18 protein-coding genes are annotated in these 19306 nt (G+C 50.5%); 3 read left to right on the forward strand and 15 right to left on the reverse strand.

Going from position 1 to position 19306, the window contains the following annotated elements:
• Positions 1-202: 202 nt before the first annotated feature.
• The 5 genes from JOE21_RS14640 to JOE21_RS14660 form a co-directional block, all read right to left on the reverse strand.
• Entirely contained in the window at positions 203-2803 is a 2601-nt protein-coding gene (locus JOE21_RS14640; RefSeq protein ID WP_309867740.1) for a glycosyltransferase, read from the reverse strand.
• 18 nt (positions 2804-2821) lie between these two features.
• Positions 2822-4129 (reverse strand): glycosyltransferase family 4 protein, encoded by a 1308-nt coding sequence (locus tag JOE21_RS14645; RefSeq protein WP_309867743.1) that lies wholly within the window; start codon positions 4127-4129, stop codon positions 2822-2824.
• Positions 4095-5360, reverse strand: coding sequence for a glycosyltransferase (locus JOE21_RS14650; protein ID WP_309867745.1), 1266 nt, complete (start codon positions 5358-5360; stop codon positions 4095-4097). Before JOE21_RS14650 ends, JOE21_RS14645 begins: the two co-directional genes overlap by 35 nt.
• A 51-nt stretch (positions 5361-5411) precedes the next feature.
• Positions 5412-5576, reverse strand: a complete 165-nt coding sequence (locus tag JOE21_RS14655; RefSeq protein WP_309867748.1) for a hypothetical protein — start codon at positions 5574-5576, stop codon at positions 5412-5414.
• 267 nt (positions 5577-5843) lie between these two features.
• Positions 5844-8027, reverse strand: a complete 2184-nt coding sequence (locus JOE21_RS14660; protein ID WP_309867750.1) for a tetratricopeptide repeat protein — start codon at positions 8025-8027, stop codon at positions 5844-5846.
• 290 nt (positions 8028-8317) lie between these two features.
• On the opposite strand from JOE21_RS14660, the gene JOE21_RS14665 reads away from it, so the two are divergent.
• From JOE21_RS14665 to JOE21_RS14675, 3 genes are all read left to right on the forward strand, one after another.
• Positions 8318-9634 carry an MFS transporter gene (locus tag JOE21_RS14665; protein WP_309867752.1) on the forward strand — a complete coding sequence of 439 codons (1317 nt, stop codon included), beginning with the start codon at positions 8318-8320 and terminating at the stop codon, positions 9632-9634.
• Between the two features lie 241 nt (positions 9635-9875).
• On the forward strand, positions 9876-10148 hold the full coding sequence (locus JOE21_RS14670; RefSeq protein WP_309867753.1) for an AbrB/MazE/SpoVT family DNA-binding domain-containing protein: 273 nt from the start codon (positions 9876-9878) through the stop codon (positions 10146-10148).
• A gap of 4 nt (positions 10149-10152) precedes the next feature.
• Positions 10153-10581: a type II toxin-antitoxin system death-on-curing family toxin gene (locus tag JOE21_RS14675; RefSeq protein ID WP_309867756.1), complete on the forward strand. Its 429-nt coding sequence runs from the start codon at positions 10153-10155 to the stop codon at positions 10579-10581.
• A 182-nt stretch (positions 10582-10763) separates the two neighbouring features.
• Here the strand turns inward: JOE21_RS14675 and JOE21_RS14680 are convergent, their stop codons facing one another.
• From JOE21_RS14680 to JOE21_RS14725, 10 genes are all read right to left on the reverse strand, one after another.
• A complete protein-coding gene (locus JOE21_RS14680; RefSeq protein ID WP_309867758.1) occupies positions 10764-11249 on the reverse strand; it encodes a helix-turn-helix domain-containing protein in 486 nt (161 codons plus the stop codon).
• 278 nt (positions 11250-11527) lie between these two features.
• Positions 11528-12802: a vWA domain-containing protein gene (locus JOE21_RS14685; protein ID WP_309867760.1), complete on the reverse strand. Its 1275-nt coding sequence runs from the start codon at positions 12800-12802 to the stop codon at positions 11528-11530.
• Between the two features lie 137 nt (positions 12803-12939).
• Positions 12940-13407, reverse strand: coding sequence for a hypothetical protein (locus JOE21_RS14690; protein WP_309867763.1), 468 nt, complete (start codon positions 13405-13407; stop codon positions 12940-12942).
• 86 nt (positions 13408-13493) lie between these two features.
• Entirely contained in the window at positions 13494-13769 is a 276-nt protein-coding gene (locus tag JOE21_RS14695; protein WP_309867765.1) for a hypothetical protein, read from the reverse strand.
• Entirely contained in the window at positions 13759-14334 is a 576-nt protein-coding gene (locus JOE21_RS14700; protein ID WP_309867767.1) for a hypothetical protein, read from the reverse strand. Before JOE21_RS14700 ends, JOE21_RS14695 begins: the two co-directional genes overlap by 11 nt.
• A 581-nt stretch (positions 14335-14915) precedes the next feature.
• Positions 14916-15476 carry a hypothetical protein gene (locus tag JOE21_RS14705; protein ID WP_309867769.1) on the reverse strand — a complete coding sequence of 187 codons (561 nt, stop codon included), beginning with the start codon at positions 15474-15476 and terminating at the stop codon, positions 14916-14918.
• Between the two features lie 49 nt (positions 15477-15525).
• A complete protein-coding gene (locus tag JOE21_RS14710; RefSeq protein WP_309867771.1) occupies positions 15526-16800 on the reverse strand; it encodes a vWA domain-containing protein in 1275 nt (424 codons plus the stop codon).
• Positions 16801-16945: 145 nt separating this feature from the next.
• Positions 16946-17404: an outer membrane protein assembly factor BamD gene (locus tag JOE21_RS14715; RefSeq protein ID WP_309867774.1), complete on the reverse strand. Its 459-nt coding sequence runs from the start codon at positions 17402-17404 to the stop codon at positions 16946-16948.
• Positions 17405-17426: 22 nt separating this feature from the next.
• A complete protein-coding gene (locus JOE21_RS14720; protein WP_309867776.1) occupies positions 17427-17891 on the reverse strand; it encodes a hypothetical protein in 465 nt (154 codons plus the stop codon).
• A gap of 21 nt (positions 17892-17912) precedes the next feature.
• Positions 17913-19256 carry a vWA domain-containing protein gene (locus JOE21_RS14725; RefSeq protein WP_309867780.1) on the reverse strand — a complete coding sequence of 448 codons (1344 nt, stop codon included), beginning with the start codon at positions 19254-19256 and terminating at the stop codon, positions 17913-17915.
• Positions 19257-19306: the final 50 nt, after the last annotated feature.

Raw genomic sequence — 19306 nt, forward strand, 5'->3', positions numbered from 1 at the left:
GTTGCATTTGTACGAAGAGTGTATTGAGCGTGGGTTGGTCGGGCTGGTGGGCTGTCTTCGATCTCTTGCAAAAAGCGCATAGCGAGACCGGAAGCGAAGCGACCTAGGCGAGACTTGTACTCTATGAGTACAAAGGATCGCTGCCTTCCCACCACCCTCCCTTCTCACATCTGCGCCTGCTCTTATAAGTACAACTATAGAATTATACCGGGGCGGTCATCACACGATCATACACCTGGCGGTAACGGATCACCACATCCCGCCAATCCCGGTTTTGCAACACCCATTCCCGGGCATGGCGTCCCATCCGTCCCGCTTCACCCGGCGCATGTAACGCTTGCGCCAAGGCATCCGTCAAAGCATCTACATCACCGCTCCGGAACACAATCCCCGTCTCCCCGTCGCGCACCATTTCTCTCAGCGCAGGCAAGTCACTAACCAGAACAGTCTTGGCGAGGGCCATCGCTTCCAGCGGCTTCAGAGGAGGGATCAACTCACACACAGAGGCTCCCATCCGGGGGAAGGGACACAAATCCACCAACGAATAATAGCGGGGCACTTCACTGTGCGCCACTCGGCCGGTAAAGATGACCCGATCACGGACCTGAAGCCGGGAAGCCCATTCTTTCAACCGCGGCAACTCCCGTCCACCGCCCACGATCAAGAGACGCAAATCGTCTCTCTCATCGGAAAGACGAGCAAATGCCTGGATGAGATCATCCAGCCCTTCGTACGGAGTGATCGATCCGATAAACCCGATGACCCGCTTTCCTTCCAACCCCCACTGTGCCGCCAATTCCAAATCCGGCGGCAGGGGCTCAAACTGGCGGGTGTCCACCCCGTTGGGGACCACCGTGATCTTGTCGGCGGAGACCCCTTCGTCCATCAGGTATTCTTTCAGGGTCTCCCCGATCACCACCACCTGGTCGGCGGCATGGATCACTTCCCGCTCCATGCGACGATGGCTTTCATATTTGGCCGAACCGTCGTAGCCTTCCACCGCAGCCGCCCGTGTCATCTCCCAAAACCCCCGCACCTCATAGATGAAAGGAATGCCGTGGGAACGGGCCGCCACCGCGGCGGGGTAGCCGTTAAAAAAGTTGGAGGCGGCGTGGATCGCTTCGGGGCGCACCTCTTCCACCACCCGCTCCAAAGCCTCGGCATACCGCTTCAAATAGGTATGGATCGGTGTAAACCGCAGTCGGTGATCCGCATCCACCAGACGGTAAGCCAACAAACCGTCCACCGCTTCCCGCAACACGCCGGTTTCATGGCTTTTTCCTTCGGGAAAGCCTAGGCGGGTAGCAACGACGGGACGGAAGCCGCGTTCCTTTTGAAAACGCAAAATCGCTTGGCTGCGAATGGCGTAACCGTTGCTGGTATAGGGCAGGGTGTTGTTCAGGACATGCAGGACTCTTCCCGAGACGGGGGTCCCTTTGCTCCCGCCTGCATCGGGAATTTGGAGGGGGGATCGGGCCAGCTCCACCTCATCCTGTAAGATGGCCCGTTTGCGCTGGGTACCGGTGGTGGGACGCAGACGGTGTTCCTCCTCCACCGATGCCAGGGCTTCTTCCACCCGGCCCAATTCGCGGCGGCACAAGCCCATATCCCGGTGCAGTTCCGCCGGTTCCAAGGCATGTGGATAATCCCGTTCCAACCGCTCCAAACAAGCCAGTGCGTAGAGGTACCGCTTCTCCTCCAGCAGAAAGGCGGCTGCTTCCTTTAAGGTACCGGCTTGGCGCACTTTCCCCTCCTCATCGGAGGGAGCCATGTGAAGCCAATCCTCCAGTTCCTCCACCACCCGGTGCGTCTCCCGCCGCCGAATGCGCCACATCAGTTCCACTTCACGGCGGAGCAGCCGTTCCACTCCCTCTTTTTCCAACAGAGCGAAAAACGAGGCGGCCGCTTCTTCGTCCACATCGCGGCGGTCTGCAAACAGGCGGGCAGTCTCGGCCAATACCTCTCCCACCTGATGGGGCAATTGCTGCCGGACCTCCCCGAGCTTGGACTGGAAGGCCTCCATCCCTTCGTGGAGAAGCGCGTCGGCCAATTCCCGGCTGTAGTGGATCGATTCCACCAATGCCTGCTTCCGCTCCACTTCCTTCCGGTCGGGAAAGCGGTGCCGGATTCTCTCCAGAAATCGCCCGCCTTCTTCCACCCGGTCCGCCCGTACGAGGGTGTCCACCCACAAGAGCTGCAGCTCCAACGAATCAGGCCAATCCCTGGCTGCCCGCTCCATAAGCGGCAGGAGCCATTCCTTCCGGCCGCGGGAGGTACTGTGGCGGTACAAAAACAGGTATTCGTCTTTTTCCAGGAAGGGGGACGGCCAGTCCCATCCCAAGCGGAGCAGACTTTCCACGTCACGAAGGTCGTAGTAGGTCCGTTTCAATACCTTGGCCGCCTTGTCGGACCCGGCGCTTAATTCATACGCCCGCTCCAGGAGGAGCCGCGCCTGGTCCCATTCCTTCTTTTTACGGAAATGGACACCCCGTTGGTAGAAAGGCACATCGGAAAAGGGATGGTCCTCAGAGAGCTGTTCCACCCAGGATTCCCAGGCATCCACTTCTCCCAGTTGCTGTGCCAATTGGTAGGCACGGCTATGGGTACCGGGGTGAACCGGGTTGAGTGTGAGCGCTTCTTCGATCATCCCGCGTGCATCCCGAAACTGACTGCGTGCGATATAGGCATCCGCCAGCAACAGTTTCCAACGGATGCTCCGCGGGAACCATTGTTTCAAAGCGGGTTTTTTCTGTACTCCATGGGACAACAGGCGTGCCAATAGGTAGCGAATCTGCTGTTTCATCCTGTTCCAGCCTCTCTCTTAAGATTTCGCTTCCATCCTGTTCGCGCTCATTCCGTACAGCTTAAGCAAGGTGGGTTCTTCCAGCCCCCAATGATACCGGTGCTTGTGCCGCCGGGCGCTCTCTTTCATCTGGATCCATTCCTCGCGGTTTCCCACCATCTCTCGCATCGCCTGACGCACAGCTCCCATCTCTCCCGGAGGGACCAACCGCCCCGCTCCGGTCTCCTCCACCACACGGCGCATCTCCGGCAAATCGCTGGCAATGACGGGAACTTCGGCCATCAGGTACTCATGCAATTTATTGGAACAAGCCGTATAGTGATTGAGACAAGTGTTTTCCAAGAGTTGCAGTCCCGCCCGGGCTCCGGCGGTGTAGGCGAGCAGTTCCTCGTGGGGAATTCGACCTAAAAATGTCACCCGGTCGCTTAAACCCAGCCGGGCCGCCTCTTGTTCCAAGGATGGACGCAGGCGGCCAAAGCCGATCACTGCCAAGTGTGCACCTTCCACTCCGGCAAACGCCTCCAACATCAGAGAAAGTCCCCGGCCGGATTGCAATCCGCCCTGGTAGAGAAGCACCGATGTATCCCGACCCACTCCCAATGCCCGGTGCAGGCGGCCGTCATCGGTCACATCTGCCAACGGCGGCACATTGCGCACCACCGAAACCCGTTCCAGGCCGTATTGCTTACGAAAGTAGGCCGCCCGTGTCTCGTTGGTGGTGATAAAGCCATCCGACCGTCGCCCCAACTGTTTCTCCAATCCATGCCATAACCGGGAATGGGACCATCCCTCCCGGTCAGCGGAGATTTCATGGGCATCGTAAACGAGAGGGCGGCGGCGCAACCGGGAAGCTAGAAACAGCGGAGCCAGCGTGTTCACATCATGAGCATGGAACCGGTCCGGCCGCATGCGCCAAGCTTCCCAAAAAAACAAACCATCGATCCAGCGCCGATCCAGCCAAAGCAAAAAGGAGCGAACCAAGGTGGAGAGCCCCCTGATTCGCCCGGATGGCGCCGCAGCTGAAGCCGTTCGGCCGGACGGCGCCGGTGAGGACGGACGCGGTGCGGACACCCGACGACGCGGGCGGCGGGGAAGCCGATGAATTAGTCGCGTCAGGCGCCGCACGATGACACCGTCCCTTTCCTCTTCCCGTACCGTATCCCCCGGCTGATGGATGGCCAGGACCGTTACCCGCCAGCCGGCCCGTGTCAGGGTAGCCGCTTCTTTCATCACCCGGGCATCGGTAACACAGGTATTGCGCACCGCCATCACCACGGTACGTCCGGCGGATTCACAGTTCGCGGAGGTGGGGTTGGATCGATACATGGTTTTCTCTGTCCCTTTCCCGAGTGCTTTCGATGGTTTCATAGAGTTGGACCAACTGCTCCTGTTCCTTCTCCCAGGTGAGTTTCCGCTTCGCCTTTAAGGCGGCGATCAGATACGATTCCGGCTCCTCCAGAATCTCCCGGATTGCATCGGCGATCCCCTTCACATCTTGCGGATCGACCAGTTTACCCGTTTTGGTGGCACCGACGACAATCGCTTTGCCCGGATGATCGGAGGATACCATCGGGATGCCTGCCTGGATATATTCGAAGATTTTATTGGGTGTGGACAACACGTTGTTCAGACAGCTGTCCTGGTACAACACCATCCCCACATCGGCGTGGGCCGTTACCCGCAACATCTCCTGAGGCAACAGCGGTTCATGGAAAAAGACGCGCTCGGTCAGTTTCAGTTCCTCCGCCATGCGGGTGAGACGCTCCTGCAATTCCCCAAAGCCGAGCAGCACCAGCTTACAAGTGACGGGCAGATGGACGAGGGATCGGATCACTTCCTCCAATCCTCGGTTGTGGGAAAAGCCGCCCTGATACAACAAAATCCGGTCCTCTTCATCCAACTGATATTTTTGGTGGAAATAGTTTTTCTCCACAGGCAGTTGTTCCAAGGATTCTGGGATATTGCGGACGACTGCGGTTTTTAACTCTCTGCCATACCGGTTCTTAAATTCCCGTTCCATCAGTTCATTGACGGTGATCAGCCAATCTACATAGTGGATCCACCATGCCTCGACGCGGTAACCCACCATTCGCTCCCATCGTCCCTTGCCGTTCATCTCATTGAAGAGTTCGTGAGAATCATAGATAAGTGTATATCCTTTTTTCCGCTTTAGGGAAACACCGATGCTGAGGGTATTCAAGTCATGGCAGTGAACGGCGTCATAGGAAGCGGCCTGACATAGTTCACTGATCTTTAAGGCGAATTGCCGCTGAGCCACCACGTCTTTAGCCATCTTGACCACCGGGTTGCGGATCACCCGGTATACCCCCCGCTGGATGCGCCGGTCTGCCTTTCGCTCCACATACCGCTTCATCCGCTTGGTGTGGATGGGGATCCGGAGCAGCCGGATCTTTTCGTGCAAATCCGGCGGTGGCTCGGCGGTGGTGTGTAAACAGGCGATGTCCACATCCCAACCCGACCGGGCCAGGGCCAGGGCTTCCCGCTGCACCCTAGCATCATAGTGGATATCCTTAAACAAAATCATCAGCACGCGCACCGTCGCCAACCTCCTTTATAAGTGGGTCTCTCCTCTCCCCATCCATACAAATCAAGAGTCAAAGGGTACCGGCTGGACATCATAAAATTCGGGTTTCATCTCCAAAGGCGGAGTTTGAACCTTCACAGCGGCATCTGCCTGCACCCCGAAAGCGAATCCCAACCACAGCAATCCCGCGGCCAACCAAGAAATTCGCACAGCCAACCGTCGACTCATCCTCTCTCCTCCATTTCGAAAAGCACTCTGATCGGTGAATACCCGGACAGAACCTAGTACTACAGTTGCATTTGTTCAAAGAGTTGTATATGAGCGTGGGTGGGTCGGGCTGGCGGGCTGTCTTCGATCTCTTGCAAAAAGCGCATAGCGAGACCGGAAGCGAAGCGACCTAGGCGAGACTTGTGCTCTATGAGTACAAAGGATCGCAGCCATCCCACCACCCTCCCTTCTCACATCTACGCCTGCTCTTTAAGTACAACTGTAGTACTAGCCCAATTCATCCAAGGCTTCCTGGTAGCGACCATTGTCCGGGTCGATTTCACGGGCCTTTTTCAAACTGTTCTCCGCCTGTTCCAATTCCCCCTGTTTGGCCAACACCACACCCAGTTGGTAGTGGTGGAGTGCCCGGCCCGGTTCCCGTTTCACCGCCTGTTCCGCGCTTTGCCGGGCGGCGTCATAGTCCTCGTTATAATAATGGGCGATGGAGAGGCGGTAATGGGCTCGAGCGTTTTTGGGGTTTATCTCCACCGCTTCGGAGTAGAAATTGATGGCGTGGCGGGCCAAGGTGAGACCCTCAAAACGGCGTTCTTTGGAAGAGAGGGATTTATCCTTTTTTACGCGCTCTCGATCCGCCAGATAGATATTGCCCGTCGTGATCCAGTAGCGGGCATTCTCCGGTTCCAGTTTGGCGGCTCGCCATGCATAATTTTTGGCCCGTTCCAGATCTTTGTCCTTTAGGAGGAAGATGGCACGGTCGTGATGATAGAGGGCATTGTTTCGATCCTGGTCAATGGCAAACTGGATGGAACGGGTCGCGGCGGTGTAATCTCCCATCGCCCCCTGGATCTTTCCTTGGTGGTAGAGGTATTCCGGGTGTTTCGGTTCCAGGGAGAGCGCCCGTCCGATAGCCCGCTCCGCTTCCTCCCAATCTTCCGCATAATAAGCATGAACAACCAACGCATCATACACATCCGCATCGGGAATCTGTTTCACTCCGTTTTTCAGGAGACGAACGCCTTGGTCATATTGCTTCTGCTCCCCGTAAATATTGGCCAGGTGGAGGAGGTATCCCTTCTCCTCGGGATTTAACTCCACACTTTGTTTGCCTAACTGGATGGCCCTGTCCATCTCCCCTTCTTTGTAAGCACGGACAGACTCTTCATAATGTTGGGCCGCTTTGGCCGCTTTTTCCTCCGGGCTGGCCCCCTCGGCAATGGAGTTGTCATCCCCCAAATAGGAGGTGACGGCCCATCCCCCTCCCGCCAACAACAGCAAGACGGCTGCTCCCGTCGCCGCCCAGACGAGCCACTGGGGCCGGGGAGAGGATTTTTCCCGCTGTTTGAAGATAACGGGGCGGGAATGTTTCTTTTCAGTTTCAGACGGGGTCCCTTCCGCCTCAAGGGAGCCGCTCTCCAATGGCGCCTGCTTCACGGAATCCTTGTGCCACACGGGGTTTAACACTTCTTCGGCCCCATTGGCCATACGGGAATGAGAGGGGGAGCGACCGGCGGACCCGTCATCCACTTCGCCCGCTTGCCATCCTTCCCATTGCTCGGGATCCAGCCCCCCTGCGGGTGGAGCTGCCTGTGCCTGCGTCACCCCCCGGCTGAACCAGTCCTCTTTGAAACCGGCCCAACCGGGAGTCATGTAGTAGATGAGATCATCTTTTTTTTTTTGCCTGTCGGCTTCCACCGGAATCTGCTCCAGCCAATTCCACAGCTGACCGATGGTGGGGCGCTCTTCCGGTTTGGCCTGAAGACTGTGCATCACAAAGTATTCCAGCCCCTCCGGCACATCGCTGCGGAAGGACCGGACGGGTTCCAATCCTGAGCCCGGTTGAGGACTGGTGCCTGTCAACATGATGTAGGTAAGGGCGCCAAGGGAGTAAGCATCCAGGGAATGCTCCTGCTTGCGGCGCATCTCCGGGTTCTTTTCCGGGGAGGGGTTGTTTCCGTTCCACTTGGGCAAAAGGCCGTGGGCTCCCCCGTACAGAAATCGGACTGTATCAGCCGAGATCAGCATATTCTGCGGATGAATAACTGCAAATTGCCCCTGCTCTTCCAACTGCACCCAATGACCGGCAATCGCCCGCAGCAAATCCAGGGTCTCTCCCAGGGAGAGAGGAACGGCCTGGTACAGATGGTGAGCCATCAGTGTTCCATCCATCTTGCCATATACCTGGAAGAGGGTTCCTTTTTCCACGAACAACCCCTGCAACGGCACGAACGCCTGCCGGTCCCGCTTTAACAGTTCGCCCAGCTGTGCCCCCCTCTGAATATGACGAAGATCCATCCCATGCAGAAAACGGGTGGGAATGGGTTCTTCATCATGGGTTACCGCATCCGTCTGCTTGGGAATTTCGGCATAGTGAAGCACCCCCTGGACAAAAGGGAAGGAATGGAGCACCCGGTAGGTGTTTCGGATCCAATCGCCTGGTTTCATTGTGTTCATGTCCATCGGACTCCTTCGTTCAAATCTCCCGTGGGATGGAATCCCGAAATATGTATAAAGGCATGGAAACATGCCAAGATTCTACACGGTTTGACAAGGTCAACTGGTATTCATTTTACCATGAACCCGGATGGCAGGATACCCTTTTTTCCGCAAGAAAACGGACATTCCGCTCCTTGTCAAGTCCCCTTTTGCTGGTAATGGCGAAAAAGATTTTGACGGAAGGACAGGCCCCTGTACACCGGCGAATACTTGTAATGGAAGAAACTCATCTGAGAGGAATGATCGCGATGAACCGAAAAGCGGTCCGTGCCTGGGTGATGTATGACTGGGCCAACTCCGCTTTCGCCACCACCATCATGGCGGCGGTGATGCCCATCTACTACGCCGATGTGGCGGCCACAGGCCTGGATGACACCACCAAGACTGCATACTGGGGCTATACCCAATCGATTGCTCTGATCTTTGTCGTTCTTTTGGCCCCGGTGCTCGGCGCCATCGCCGACCGCTCTCACTCCAAACGCGCTTTCCTCCGCTTTTTCACCTATATGGGCGTCGTCGCTTCCATCTTGCTCGCCTTTGTGGGGGAAGGACAGTGGATTCTGGCTTCCATCCTGGTCATCCTGGGAACGTTGGCTTTTTCCGGCGGCAATGTCTTTTACGACGCTTTCCTGACCGATCTCGTCCCCGAGGAGAAAAAACGAGACTATGTCTCCTCCCGGGGATACGCCTACGGTTATATCGGAGGCGGAATCCTGTTGGCCATCAACCTGGCCATGATCTCCTTTCCGGCCGCCTTTGGTTTGCCCGATGCCCAGGTGGCCACCCAGCTCTCCTTTTTCTCCGTGGGAATCTGGTGGTTTGTTTTTTCCATCCCCTTTTTCCGCCATGTGAAGAAACATCCTGCAAGTAACGATGCTCCCAAAGAAAGCCCCTTCGCCCACGCTTCCTCCGGCATCCGCTCCACCCTGCAAACGATCCGCAGCCTGAAACGCTACCCCGAACTCCTCAAATTCTTGATCGCTTTCTGGTTCTTCTCCGACGGCATCAATACCATCATCAAGATGGCCACCATCTACGGCCGCGAGATCGGCATCGGCCAGACCGACCTGATCGCCGCCCTCCTGATCACTCAGTTCGTCGGCATCCCATTCACTCTCCTTTTCGGCAAGATCGCCGAAAAGACGGGGGCCATGCGAACCCTGATCGCCACACTGGGCATCTACCTCATGATCGTCATCCTGGGTTACTTTATGCAGACCGCCCTTCATTTCTACCTGCTGGCCATTCTGGTAGGAACCGTCCAGGGAGGGAGCCAATCCTTGAGCCGCTCCATCTTCACCCGCTTGGTCCCGGTCCACCGCAACGCCGAATTCTTCGGCTTTTACGGCCTTTCCGGCAAATTCGCCTCCATCTTCGGCCCCTTCCTCTTCGGTCTGGTGGGCCAGCTCACCGGCTCCAGCCGCTACGGCATCACCGCCCTCTCCTTTTTCTTCATCGCCGGCATCCTCATGCTGCTGCTGGTCAACCTGGATAAAGGAAAAGCGGAAGCAGAAGCGGTGGTAAGAGAAGAAACCGGAGGGAAGTTTCCGACACAGTCGATGTAAAGGTAAAAGATTTAAAAGAGAGAGAATCGCCCCTCTACCGTTATGGTGGAAGGGGCGATGGTTTTGTTGTTGGAGTGCATAGGGGTAGTAGTAGGTTTCATCGACGATCCAAATCGTTGGAAGATGTGTTTTGTTGTATCGAACAGGTTTATCGACGATCTTTTATGTTATACTTGTTATAACAATGATCAAGTTTAAACCTTTCTTTGAATATCCATAATGGAAGGAGTAAGCAAATAAAGTGGGTGTGAAAATGAGCAAAAACCCAAGCCAGATCCGTACAGTCGGACGTATGGGCAACACCACGGGTGTAAGTGTACCGTCAGAATTTCTGGATAAAATGCGACTGAAGCGCGGCGATAAGATTGAAGTAAGCTATGACGAGCAGCGAAACGAAATTCGCATCCGTCCGGTTCGAACCCTCCCTGAGGGAGTCAGCGAAGACTTTTTACGCACCTTAGATGCTGTGCTTACCGAACGTGACCAAGTATTTAAAAATCTGAAGGATCGATAACTCCGTGAAAACCAGATATTTAACCGTTGAGGAAGTAATACTGGCACATGACATCATCATGATGAAATACGGCGGGGGAGGGACAGGAGTCCGTGACGAATCTGGACTGGAAGCAGCGGTTTATCGCCCCCAAGCAGAGCACTTCGGAGTAGAAGTACATCCCGCCTTTTGGCGAAAGGCGGCGGTGCTTACCCAATCACTGATACAAGGACATTACTTCCATGATGGCAACAAGCGTACCGCATATGCTGCCCTAGAGGTGTTTACAAGACTGAACGGCTATATCTTGACCGTAAGCAATGAGGAAGCGGAAAACACGATGGTACAAATAGCAAGCGAAGATTCATTTGCCGGGGAAGAGGGGTTAGATTCCCTGTCGCAACTTCTTGAGAGTTGGTGTATGAAGCAGGAGAAGGATAAAAAAGACAGCTAAGCACTGCCTAGCTGTTGTAATTGGATCGCCGTGGGAGCTAATCCTTCGGCCTCTTTAATTCCCCTGGCTACAGGTACCGACACGTCGCCGGTGAGCGTAGAATTTTTTCAATTCACGGGTGTAGGACTAACAAGCGTACACATAAAAACACCCCATCGGGGGGTGCTATCGATCCATAGCAGTTAATTTATCACGAAATCTCCATGTCCGACAAAGGTACTCGGAGACTCATCGGACGGATCCTCCTGTGGTCCGTTGGGATCCAAGTACGAGTGTAACTGCACACCTAATACCTGCATGATGCGTTGAGCCTTCACATAGCTGATGCCATGGTATTCGTTGCTTTCATCTTTGCTGATCTGAGCACGGGAGACATTCAATCGACGAGCCAGTTCAGCCTGACTCCATCCGCGATAAATCCGATAAGCAATTAACATTTTACCAAAGTCATGTTGGATACCTTGGAAGTTGCCCTTCTGGCATCGTTCGTACAAGTCTACTTCCCATTTCATGTCGTCGTACAAGTTACGCAACGGTCCGACCGCTCGCTCAACCTCTTCGGTATTATAGCCTTCGTCTTGCAACTGTTGCTGCACCTGACGCATATGCTCTTCGAATTCCTTCATCTTATGAAGGGTCTTTTTATATTCCTGCTCCGTGTGAAGCATGAAAATCATCCTTTCACGATTTTGACGATGCCCTTCCCTATACCGGCCCTTGTCTGTGTGAAGAATTCCGGAAACGGTTTATTTGGCCAATTGAGGTGTAATTCCGGCACATGGGGGAACAACTCGATGGAGACAGCCTGCTTTTTTTAAGGTTCGATAAAAAATGTTTTTCAGAAGCATGCTCCCGTGAAAAGTTCCAAAAAAGTGACCATACACAATCCAACCAATCAGAAAAAATAAAGAGAGCATCCGAGCGGACATGGTTCTACTTCTACATTTCAGTCTCTTTGAGACTTCTCCTCAATCTTCCTTTCTGTTTTTTTATCATCTTCTTCTATTGCCTCTTCCAATTTATCACTGTAATCACTAATATATATATCTAATTTTTCTCCTCGTGATTGAATCAGATCATCCACCTTATTATTGTCTCCACCTATTAACCCCATATCGTCCATGATCATCTCTAACCTATGCAATCTAGATTCTTCTTGTGAAAAAATATTATAAAACTCACTTTCCAGATCTGCTAAATTAGAATATTTGTCTGATTTTTGTTGAGCAGTTGAACCATAATTCTCATTTTTCCAATCCTCCCATGCTTCTTCTATTTTTTCGCGTTCCCTTTCCATAAACTCCTGTAATTCTTCTTCTGTGTTAACCGTTTCGTATACGCCAGCACCGGCTTCCGCTACTTGTTTTAATTCTTTTTGCCCTTTATCATCCACATCAAAGCCAATGATATTGACCATCGCCTGTATGTCCGACTGGTTTAATTTCTTCGCTTCTTTTACTGGATCACCGCCACACGTCTCCTCTCCATCACTTACGACATAAACCAAATTGCGGGCGTTTTGGGAGTTGGCACTCAAATCGTTTCTAGCGCTTTGGATTGCAGCCGCCAAGGGAGTCCAACCCGTAGGTTTGACGCTGTCCAGTGATTGCTGGAAACGATCGTCATCATATGTATTGGCTTCATAGATAACCTCATTGCTGTCACAAGAGATTGCCTTGTCTTTTCGACTGTTGCTTCCTTTGTGACCGTAGACTCTCAGTGAAACGGTGGCTTCTTTTGGAAGGTTGGAGGCGAAGTGATGGACAGCGTCTTTTGCCAAATCCATCTTCACGCCACCCGGCACTTGTGCCGCCATGCTTCCACTCGCATCCAACAAGATCGCTACATTTAATTTTTCCGGCACAAAATCCAGACCAGTTGCAATATCGGGTTGATCACTTAACTTATGTTCGGTGTCAAACTCATCAAATGCCTTTTTAAAAGGCCTGTAATCTTCCGCTACCAGAGAAAGCATCAAGCCATACGCTTCTTCTGGATCCATTTTGTCATGTTTTTCAAGTTCCTTTTTAATTTGATCGATATCGTATTGATCCCCGGCAAACGTGCCTGGTTCGGCTTCCAATATATCCTCGATACTTTGTGATGCATCATGCTTTTCCGTAGACTTCTCATTTTTATAGTTGTCACTTTCATTTGGGCTACAAGCGATCAGAAAGACGATTGCTACTATAGTCATAAAAATCGTTACTTTCTTAAACATATGACACCCCTCGTATTAGAAATAGTTTAGATTTAGAGGGAAGTCTACCCCGAGCTGAAGATCGACCGTTGTACACCAGACACTGAGAAGTAGCTCCATGCCTTTCGTCAATCAGCTCAGGGGTAAATTCCCTTCTATTAAGCAATCAATCCGTAATGACAAATTCCCCTTCCGCGAGCAGATCCTCGCCGCGCCAAACCTTCATCTGAATATGGGAACAAAAACAACACGAGAAAGAGAATTATCCCCGGTATGATCAAAAATGTCAATCCAATGACGACCGCGATTCCAAATAAAATCGACATCATCAACACAGGAAAAAACAATTGAAAGAAACGCTTGTACAGTTGTTTTAACTCAACCTCTCCTTCTAGAACATCTTGAAACATTAACTGAATAAACGGGACTTGGGAAAGGAACAAGCAAGTCAAAAATAAAAACATGTTGAATACAGCCCCAAAGATTCCGTAGTAATCGTAAAAAAGTGATACGATCATGGAAAAGATAAAGCAAAACAGTTGGATAGGAAAAACCAACGTGATCGCAACCGTCAAGATTTTACCCAAGTGGCTGATATAAAAACCAAAAGCATCTTTTATGGTCAACAATCCGCTTCACCTCAAATATTATGCACGAATCCAGGGTCGATCGGCCAACAGTCCGCCGAATAACGACACGAACAATGACACCATTAAACCGATGACAAGCGAGGATGGATCTGGCATTCATAAGATATGATCGTAAACAACTGATTAAATACCATGAGTAACAATCCTGCTATTCCTGCTGAAACATAAGGATGCTCATATCCTCTGGCAGCAACATATCCCGCCGGTAGATAGGTGATCAATGTCACAAGAAAAATAAATACCCAATCCAGACCCATAAGGAAAAAACCCAGAATGACACTTAATACCAATGAAAGAATCAAGCCTGCTCCCATTCCTTGAAGTATTTTAATGAACATTATTGTCCTCCTTAGACGAAATCATAAGTTCCGCTCGATAATAAAAGGCAGAGAAAAATGTACTAATTAACAGGCTACATACAAATAATATTGAACCCGGTATGCTACCTCCTCCGGTAAAAGAAACAATTGCGCCAGCAATAAACAATATAGCAATAGATAATAAGCTGTCTTTCTCTTTTTCCCCTCTACTACTCAAATCTGCATATAGTGTTAAACAAATGGACTTTCTATATTTGTAACCCAAAACAATGGAGGAAATATACAGAATTACCGAAACTATACCTAGCCAAATTACTTCCCCCGAAATTCTCCATACTATAGCCAAAGCATAAAAAACACCTATATTTATTGATGAAATTATAAAAATAAATCTGTGGGTTAGTTTTTCAAAAGACCCAATAATGTTACCTAGAACAATCCAAGCTATAAGCAAAAGTAAAGAGAATAGCCATATACCTATCCAAATACTTGATATATCAGGTAATACAGCTGTACCTCCTCCAGTAACAAACGGGAAAATCAATATAAGAAAATATGCTACAATAGATGGTTTGCCTTTCACACTTACACCCCATTTTTAGCCTGTAACCCAATTCCAGGCTCCCTTGAATTTATCCCCTACCCATGTCACACCATCAGATAGTTTTTCACCAGCCCACGATACTCCTTGAGATCCTTTTTCATATACCCATGTTGCACCTTGTGACATTTTTTCATATGTCCACTTCACACCTTGTCGAGGCTTCTTTAGCTCCGCCTAAGTAATTTTCCACAACAAAACCAATAAGTACTGCTAAACCAACCCCAAGTAACAGCTAGAGTGGTAAAGCTACTATACCCACAGCGGCAAGACCAGCAGCTAGCAACCCTGCCAAAGCTGCCCCCGCTAAGCCATACGCTATAACAAATGCTAAATCCGTTGTTAATGAAGCGAGATTTCCGCTGGATGCAAGCCCTTCATCTGCTTTACCTCCAAATGTATGATCATAGGTTGTAAAACCCACTGTAATGAGTGTTCCAATCCACCCTGCTTTTTTTGCTACCGATGATGCGGAATTGAAACTTGAACTCCTGAAGTTCACGTTTTCCGCAAAAGCATTGCGCAGCTCATACTTTACTGCACTAGCTATAGAGGGGTTATTCTTAGTAAAAGTTTTTCGCATTTAAGAAGTTTTGTAGTTTCGGATTATCGGGACTGTATCTTACCCCACTCATCCCCTGTCGTCCAATCGAATTAACAAGGAAGTTTGCTATGGGCTTTCCTATTGCAAGTTCTTTGCTTCCAAGCTTAATTTTAAAATTGTTCAAGCTACGGAAGTGATGAGCCGCTTTACCTTTAAATATAGAATATCCTTTATCATTGATATAGTACTCAAAACCGAATTTCTTACTCATCACTAACTGAGGGGTCCAATCCATCGTGGTATTCCAAACAACATGTAATATTAAACCTACATTTGAAGAAGAAGACCAATCGACCCCTTCGTCTTGGCTTAGATTTGCCTCAGTTTTCACACTTTCTTCTTGTGTTACTCCATCCGAACTTTTAACACCTTCACTTTTCGGATTATAACGTTGGATTCCCGTTTTGGGGTCTACTTCTAATTTCGACTTTGGATTGAACCCCTCCGAGATCACTGGTGACGCGACAGCCGCTAAAGGCTGGAATAGCATTGTAAGGAAGAATACACTCACGAGCAACAACGAGGTCCATCTAATGGATCGCTCAGGCTGTTCTTTCCTCCATACTTTATTAGTCACTTTCGGATTTCTTTTCAATCTCTTTTTCTGTTCGCTTCTTATCCTTTTCTATCTCTTCGTTAAATTTATTACCGTAACTACTAGCATAATTATCTAGATTACGCGTTCTAGATTTAATCAATTCATCTACATTGTTACTATTCCCGTCTATTAATTCCATATCTTCCATAATAATTAATATCTTATACAACCGATCTTCTTCTTGTATTAAAAATTTATAAAATTCATCTTCCAAATCTATTAACTCGTAGTATTTGTCTGAGTTTTGTTGTGCAATTGAACCGTAATTCTCATTTTTCCAATCCTCCCATGCTTCTTCAATTTTATCACGTTCCCTTTCCATAAACTCCCGCAATTCTTCTTCCGTGTTGACCGTTTCGTATACGCCACCGCCGGCTTCCGCTACTTGTTTTAATTCTATTTGGCCTTTATCATCCACATCAAAACCAATGATATTGACCATCGCCTGTATGTCCGACTGATTTAATTTCTTCGCTTCTTTTACTGGATCGCCGCCACACGTCTCCTCTCCATCACTTACGACATAAACCAAATTGCGGGCGTTCTGGGAGTTGGTACTTAAATCGTCTCTAGCGCTTTGGATTGCAGCCGCCAAAGGAGTCCAACCCGTGGGTTTGACGCTGTCCAGTGATTGCTGGAAACGATCGTCATCATATGTATTGGCTTCATAGATAACCTCATTGCTGTCACAAGAGATTGCCTTGTCTTTTCGACTGTTGCTTCCTTTGTGACCGTAGACTCTCAGTGAAACGGTGGCTTCTTTTGGAAGGTTGGAGGCGAAGTGATGGACAGCGTCTTTTGCCAAATCCATCTTCACGCCACCCGGCACTTGTGCCGCCATGCTTCCACTCGCATCCAACAAGATCGCTACATTTAATTTTTCCGGCACAAAATCCAGACCAGTTGCAATATCGGGTTGATCACTTAACTTATGTTCGGTGTCAAACTCATCAAATGCCTTTTTAAAAGGCCTGTAATCTTCCGCTACCAGAGAAAGCATCAAGCCATACGCTTCTTCTGGATCCATTTTGTCATGTTTTTTAAGCTCCTTTTTAATTTGATCGATATCGTATTGATCCCCGGCAAACGTGCCTGGTTCGGCTTCCAATATATCCTCGATACTTTGTGATGCATCATGCTTTTCCGTAGACTTCTCATTTTTATAGTTGTCACTTTCATTTGGGCTACAAGCGATCAGAAAGACGATTGCTACTATAGTCATAAAAATCGTTACTTTCTTAAACATATGACACCCCTCGTATTAGAAATGGTTTAGATTTAGAGGGAAGTCTACCCCGAGCTGAAGATCGACCGTTGTACACCAGACACTGAGAAGTAGCTCCATGCCTTTCGTCAATCAGCTCAGGGGTAAATTCCCTTCTATTAAGCAATCAATCCGTAATGACAAATTCCCCTTCCGCGAGCAGATCCTCGCCGCGCCAAACCTTCATCTCATAGTTTCCGGTCTCATAGAAGCCATGGAACTCATATGAGTTGCTGAACTCCCACTTGTATTTGTTTTCGTCCGGCTTTACTTCCTGAATCATCTCCTGCAACACCCGATCCCCGTCCTTATTGATGATTTGAATTTTAAGCCGGGTGGTGTCGAATTGCTGTTCCTTAGGCATATGGAACACCATGGCGAAGGATTCGTCCTTACCGAAGTGCTTGCGACGGTTTAACGCTTCAAAGTTTCCTTCATCCCGGGGATAATCCCCGAATTCAATTTTGGAGACTTGCGGCCCCTTTTCCTCGGCATCCGCATCAGCCTCTTTATCGGAGAACATACCGCAACCCGTACCCACGATCAACAAAACAGCACACAGCGCCAGCAGCCAACCTTTCTTCACGTACGTACCCTCCCGTATGCAATCAGTCCATAATAATAAAGTCGCCCTCGGCGAGTAAGTCTTTGCCGCGCCATACCTTCATCTGGTAGTCGCCCGTCTCGTAAAACCCATGAAAGGAAGAAGAACTGGTGAACTCCCATTTCAATTGATGATCTTTCGGTTTCACTTCTTCAATCATCTCTTGGAGAACGCGATCCCCGTCGGCTTTAATGATCTGGAACTTCAACCTCGTCACATCGAACTTTTTCTCTCCAGGCATCTGAAAAGCCATCGCAACGTCCTCGTCCCTGCCGAAATGTTTACGAGGGTGAATGATTTCATAATTCCCCTCGTCTTGTGGATAATCCCCAAACACAATCGTAGCGACTTCCGTCGTCTCTTCCTGTTCTTCCGCATCGGCATCCGATTCGCCGCTTCCCAGCATTCCGCATCCGGCACCGACAATCAACAATCCGACCAACAAAAGAATCCACCCGATTCTGGACATATGCACCCCTTCCTTTCCTTATCAGTTGGATAGCTTGTCTCGTTCCTTATCCCGTTTATAACGGACATCATCCCGGATTTGGTCCCGGTTGGTGCGCACTTCCTTCTTCAGTTGCTCTTTTGTTTGGTAGGAATAGCGCTTCAACGCTTCCCGACGATTGTAGAAACGGGATTGCACTGCTGAAATCGTGCTGTACTCAAAGTCCCGTTCCTCTTTTAAATAGGTGAGGGCGTCTTTAAAGTGGGCGTGCTCCCATTCGGCCAAACGGCGCAAGTCCTGATGGTTCTGATCCAGGTGGCCTAGCTTATGAGAGGCTATGATCCGGGCTTTTTCTTCATGGACCTTGGCCCATTGTTGCCATTCTTCGCGAAGGCGTCTAAATTCCCCTTCGAAATACTCTTCCAGGGCCACCTTGGTTTCCGCTGATTGATAGGTGCCGCCACCGGCATTGGCCACGTCCAACAGCGCTTCCTGCCCTTCGTCATCCACATCAAATCCGATGATATTCACCACCGCCTCTATGTCGGATTCATGAAGCTCCTCGGCTGCCGCCACCGGGTCCCCATCACAGGTCTCAATCCCGTCACTGACCACATAAACGATGTTTTGGACGTTGCCCCCCGTATGATCGGCAAGTGAATCCTTGGCATATTCAATCGCACCGCCCAGGGGAGTCCATCCTGCAGGCTTGACCGCCTTCAAGGCAGACTGAAACTTTTTGTCGTCATACTGGCCCAGTTTGTAAATCTCTTCGATACTGCTACAGGAGACATCCTTGTCGCTTTTGCTGCTACTGCCCTTATGTCCGTATACCTGAAGGGAGACGTTGGCCCCTTTGGGCATGTTGGCGACAAAGTTCTGGACCGACGCCTTGGCCAGATCCATCTTTTGCCCGCCTTCCACCTTTTCCGCCATGCTGCCGCTGGCGTCCAGCAGGATCACCACATTCACTTCTTGTCCTTCCGGCACCTCGATCTCACGAATACCGCCCGGTCCCGCCTCAATGTCGATGACCGACGTATCAAAGTCCTCGAACTTCTTCACATAGGGCCGGAAATCCTCCGCCATCATCTTGATCAACTGGGACTCTAGTTGAGCGGCAGACACCGCGGCAGAGATCTCGTCCAGCTCAGGCCGAATCTTCTTCAGATCATACTGGGTCCCGGAAAACTGACCAGGCCCCCGCAGGATATCCACAGAATCCAATTCTGCCGGGGCTTTCAGCCCAGAGTAGTCGGGCTCCTTTTCTGCTGTTTTTTCCTCTTTCAATTTGTTGTCCGCTGACGGATCCGACTGTACCAACAGGGAACACCCAGCCGTGAATACCAACATCAGGGCCAGGAATCCCGTTCCGATTCGTCTCATGGTTCCCGTCCTCAAGCCTCCTCATATAAAAGTAAAATGATTGTCAAATC

Origin of the sequence: Desmospora profundinema, assembly GCF_031454155.1 — a bacterium.
GTDB lineage: Bacteria > Bacillota > Bacilli > Thermoactinomycetales > DSM-45169 > Desmospora > Desmospora profundinema.

Bases quoted from the DNA above. Each gene is read 5' to 3' on its own strand.
- JOE21_RS14640 (WP_309867740.1), bottom strand. From the start codon at position 2,803: ATGAAACAGCAGATTCGCTACCTATTGGCACGCCTGTTGTCCCATGGA.
- JOE21_RS14645 (WP_309867743.1), bottom strand. From the start codon at position 4,129: ATGTATCGATCCAACCCCACCTCCGCGAACTGTGAATCCGCCGGACGT.
- JOE21_RS14655 (WP_309867748.1), bottom strand. From the start codon at position 5,576: ATGAGTCGACGGTTGGCTGTGCGAATTTCTTGGTTGGCCGCGGGATTG.
- JOE21_RS14660 (WP_309867750.1), bottom strand. From the start codon at position 8,027: ATGAACACAATGAAACCAGGCGATTGGATCCGAAACACCTACCGGGTG.
- JOE21_RS14665 (WP_309867752.1), top strand. From the start codon at position 8,318: ATGAACCGAAAAGCGGTCCGTGCCTGGGTGATGTATGACTGGGCCAAC.
- JOE21_RS14680 (WP_309867758.1), bottom strand. From the start codon at position 11,249: ATGCTTCACACGGAGCAGGAATATAAAAAGACCCTTCATAAGATGAAG.
- JOE21_RS14685 (WP_309867760.1), bottom strand. From the start codon at position 12,802: ATGTTTAAGAAAGTAACGATTTTTATGACTATAGTAGCAATCGTCTTT.
- JOE21_RS14695 (WP_309867765.1), bottom strand. From the start codon at position 13,769: ATGTTCATTAAAATACTTCAAGGAATGGGAGCAGGCTTGATTCTTTCA.
- JOE21_RS14710 (WP_309867771.1), bottom strand. From the start codon at position 16,800: ATGTTTAAGAAAGTAACGATTTTTATGACTATAGTAGCAATCGTCTTT.
- JOE21_RS14720 (WP_309867776.1), bottom strand. From the start codon at position 17,891: ATGTCCAGAATCGGGTGGATTCTTTTGTTGGTCGGATTGTTGATTGTC.
- JOE21_RS14725 (WP_309867780.1), bottom strand. From the start codon at position 19,256: ATGAGACGAATCGGAACGGGATTCCTGGCCCTGATGTTGGTATTCACG.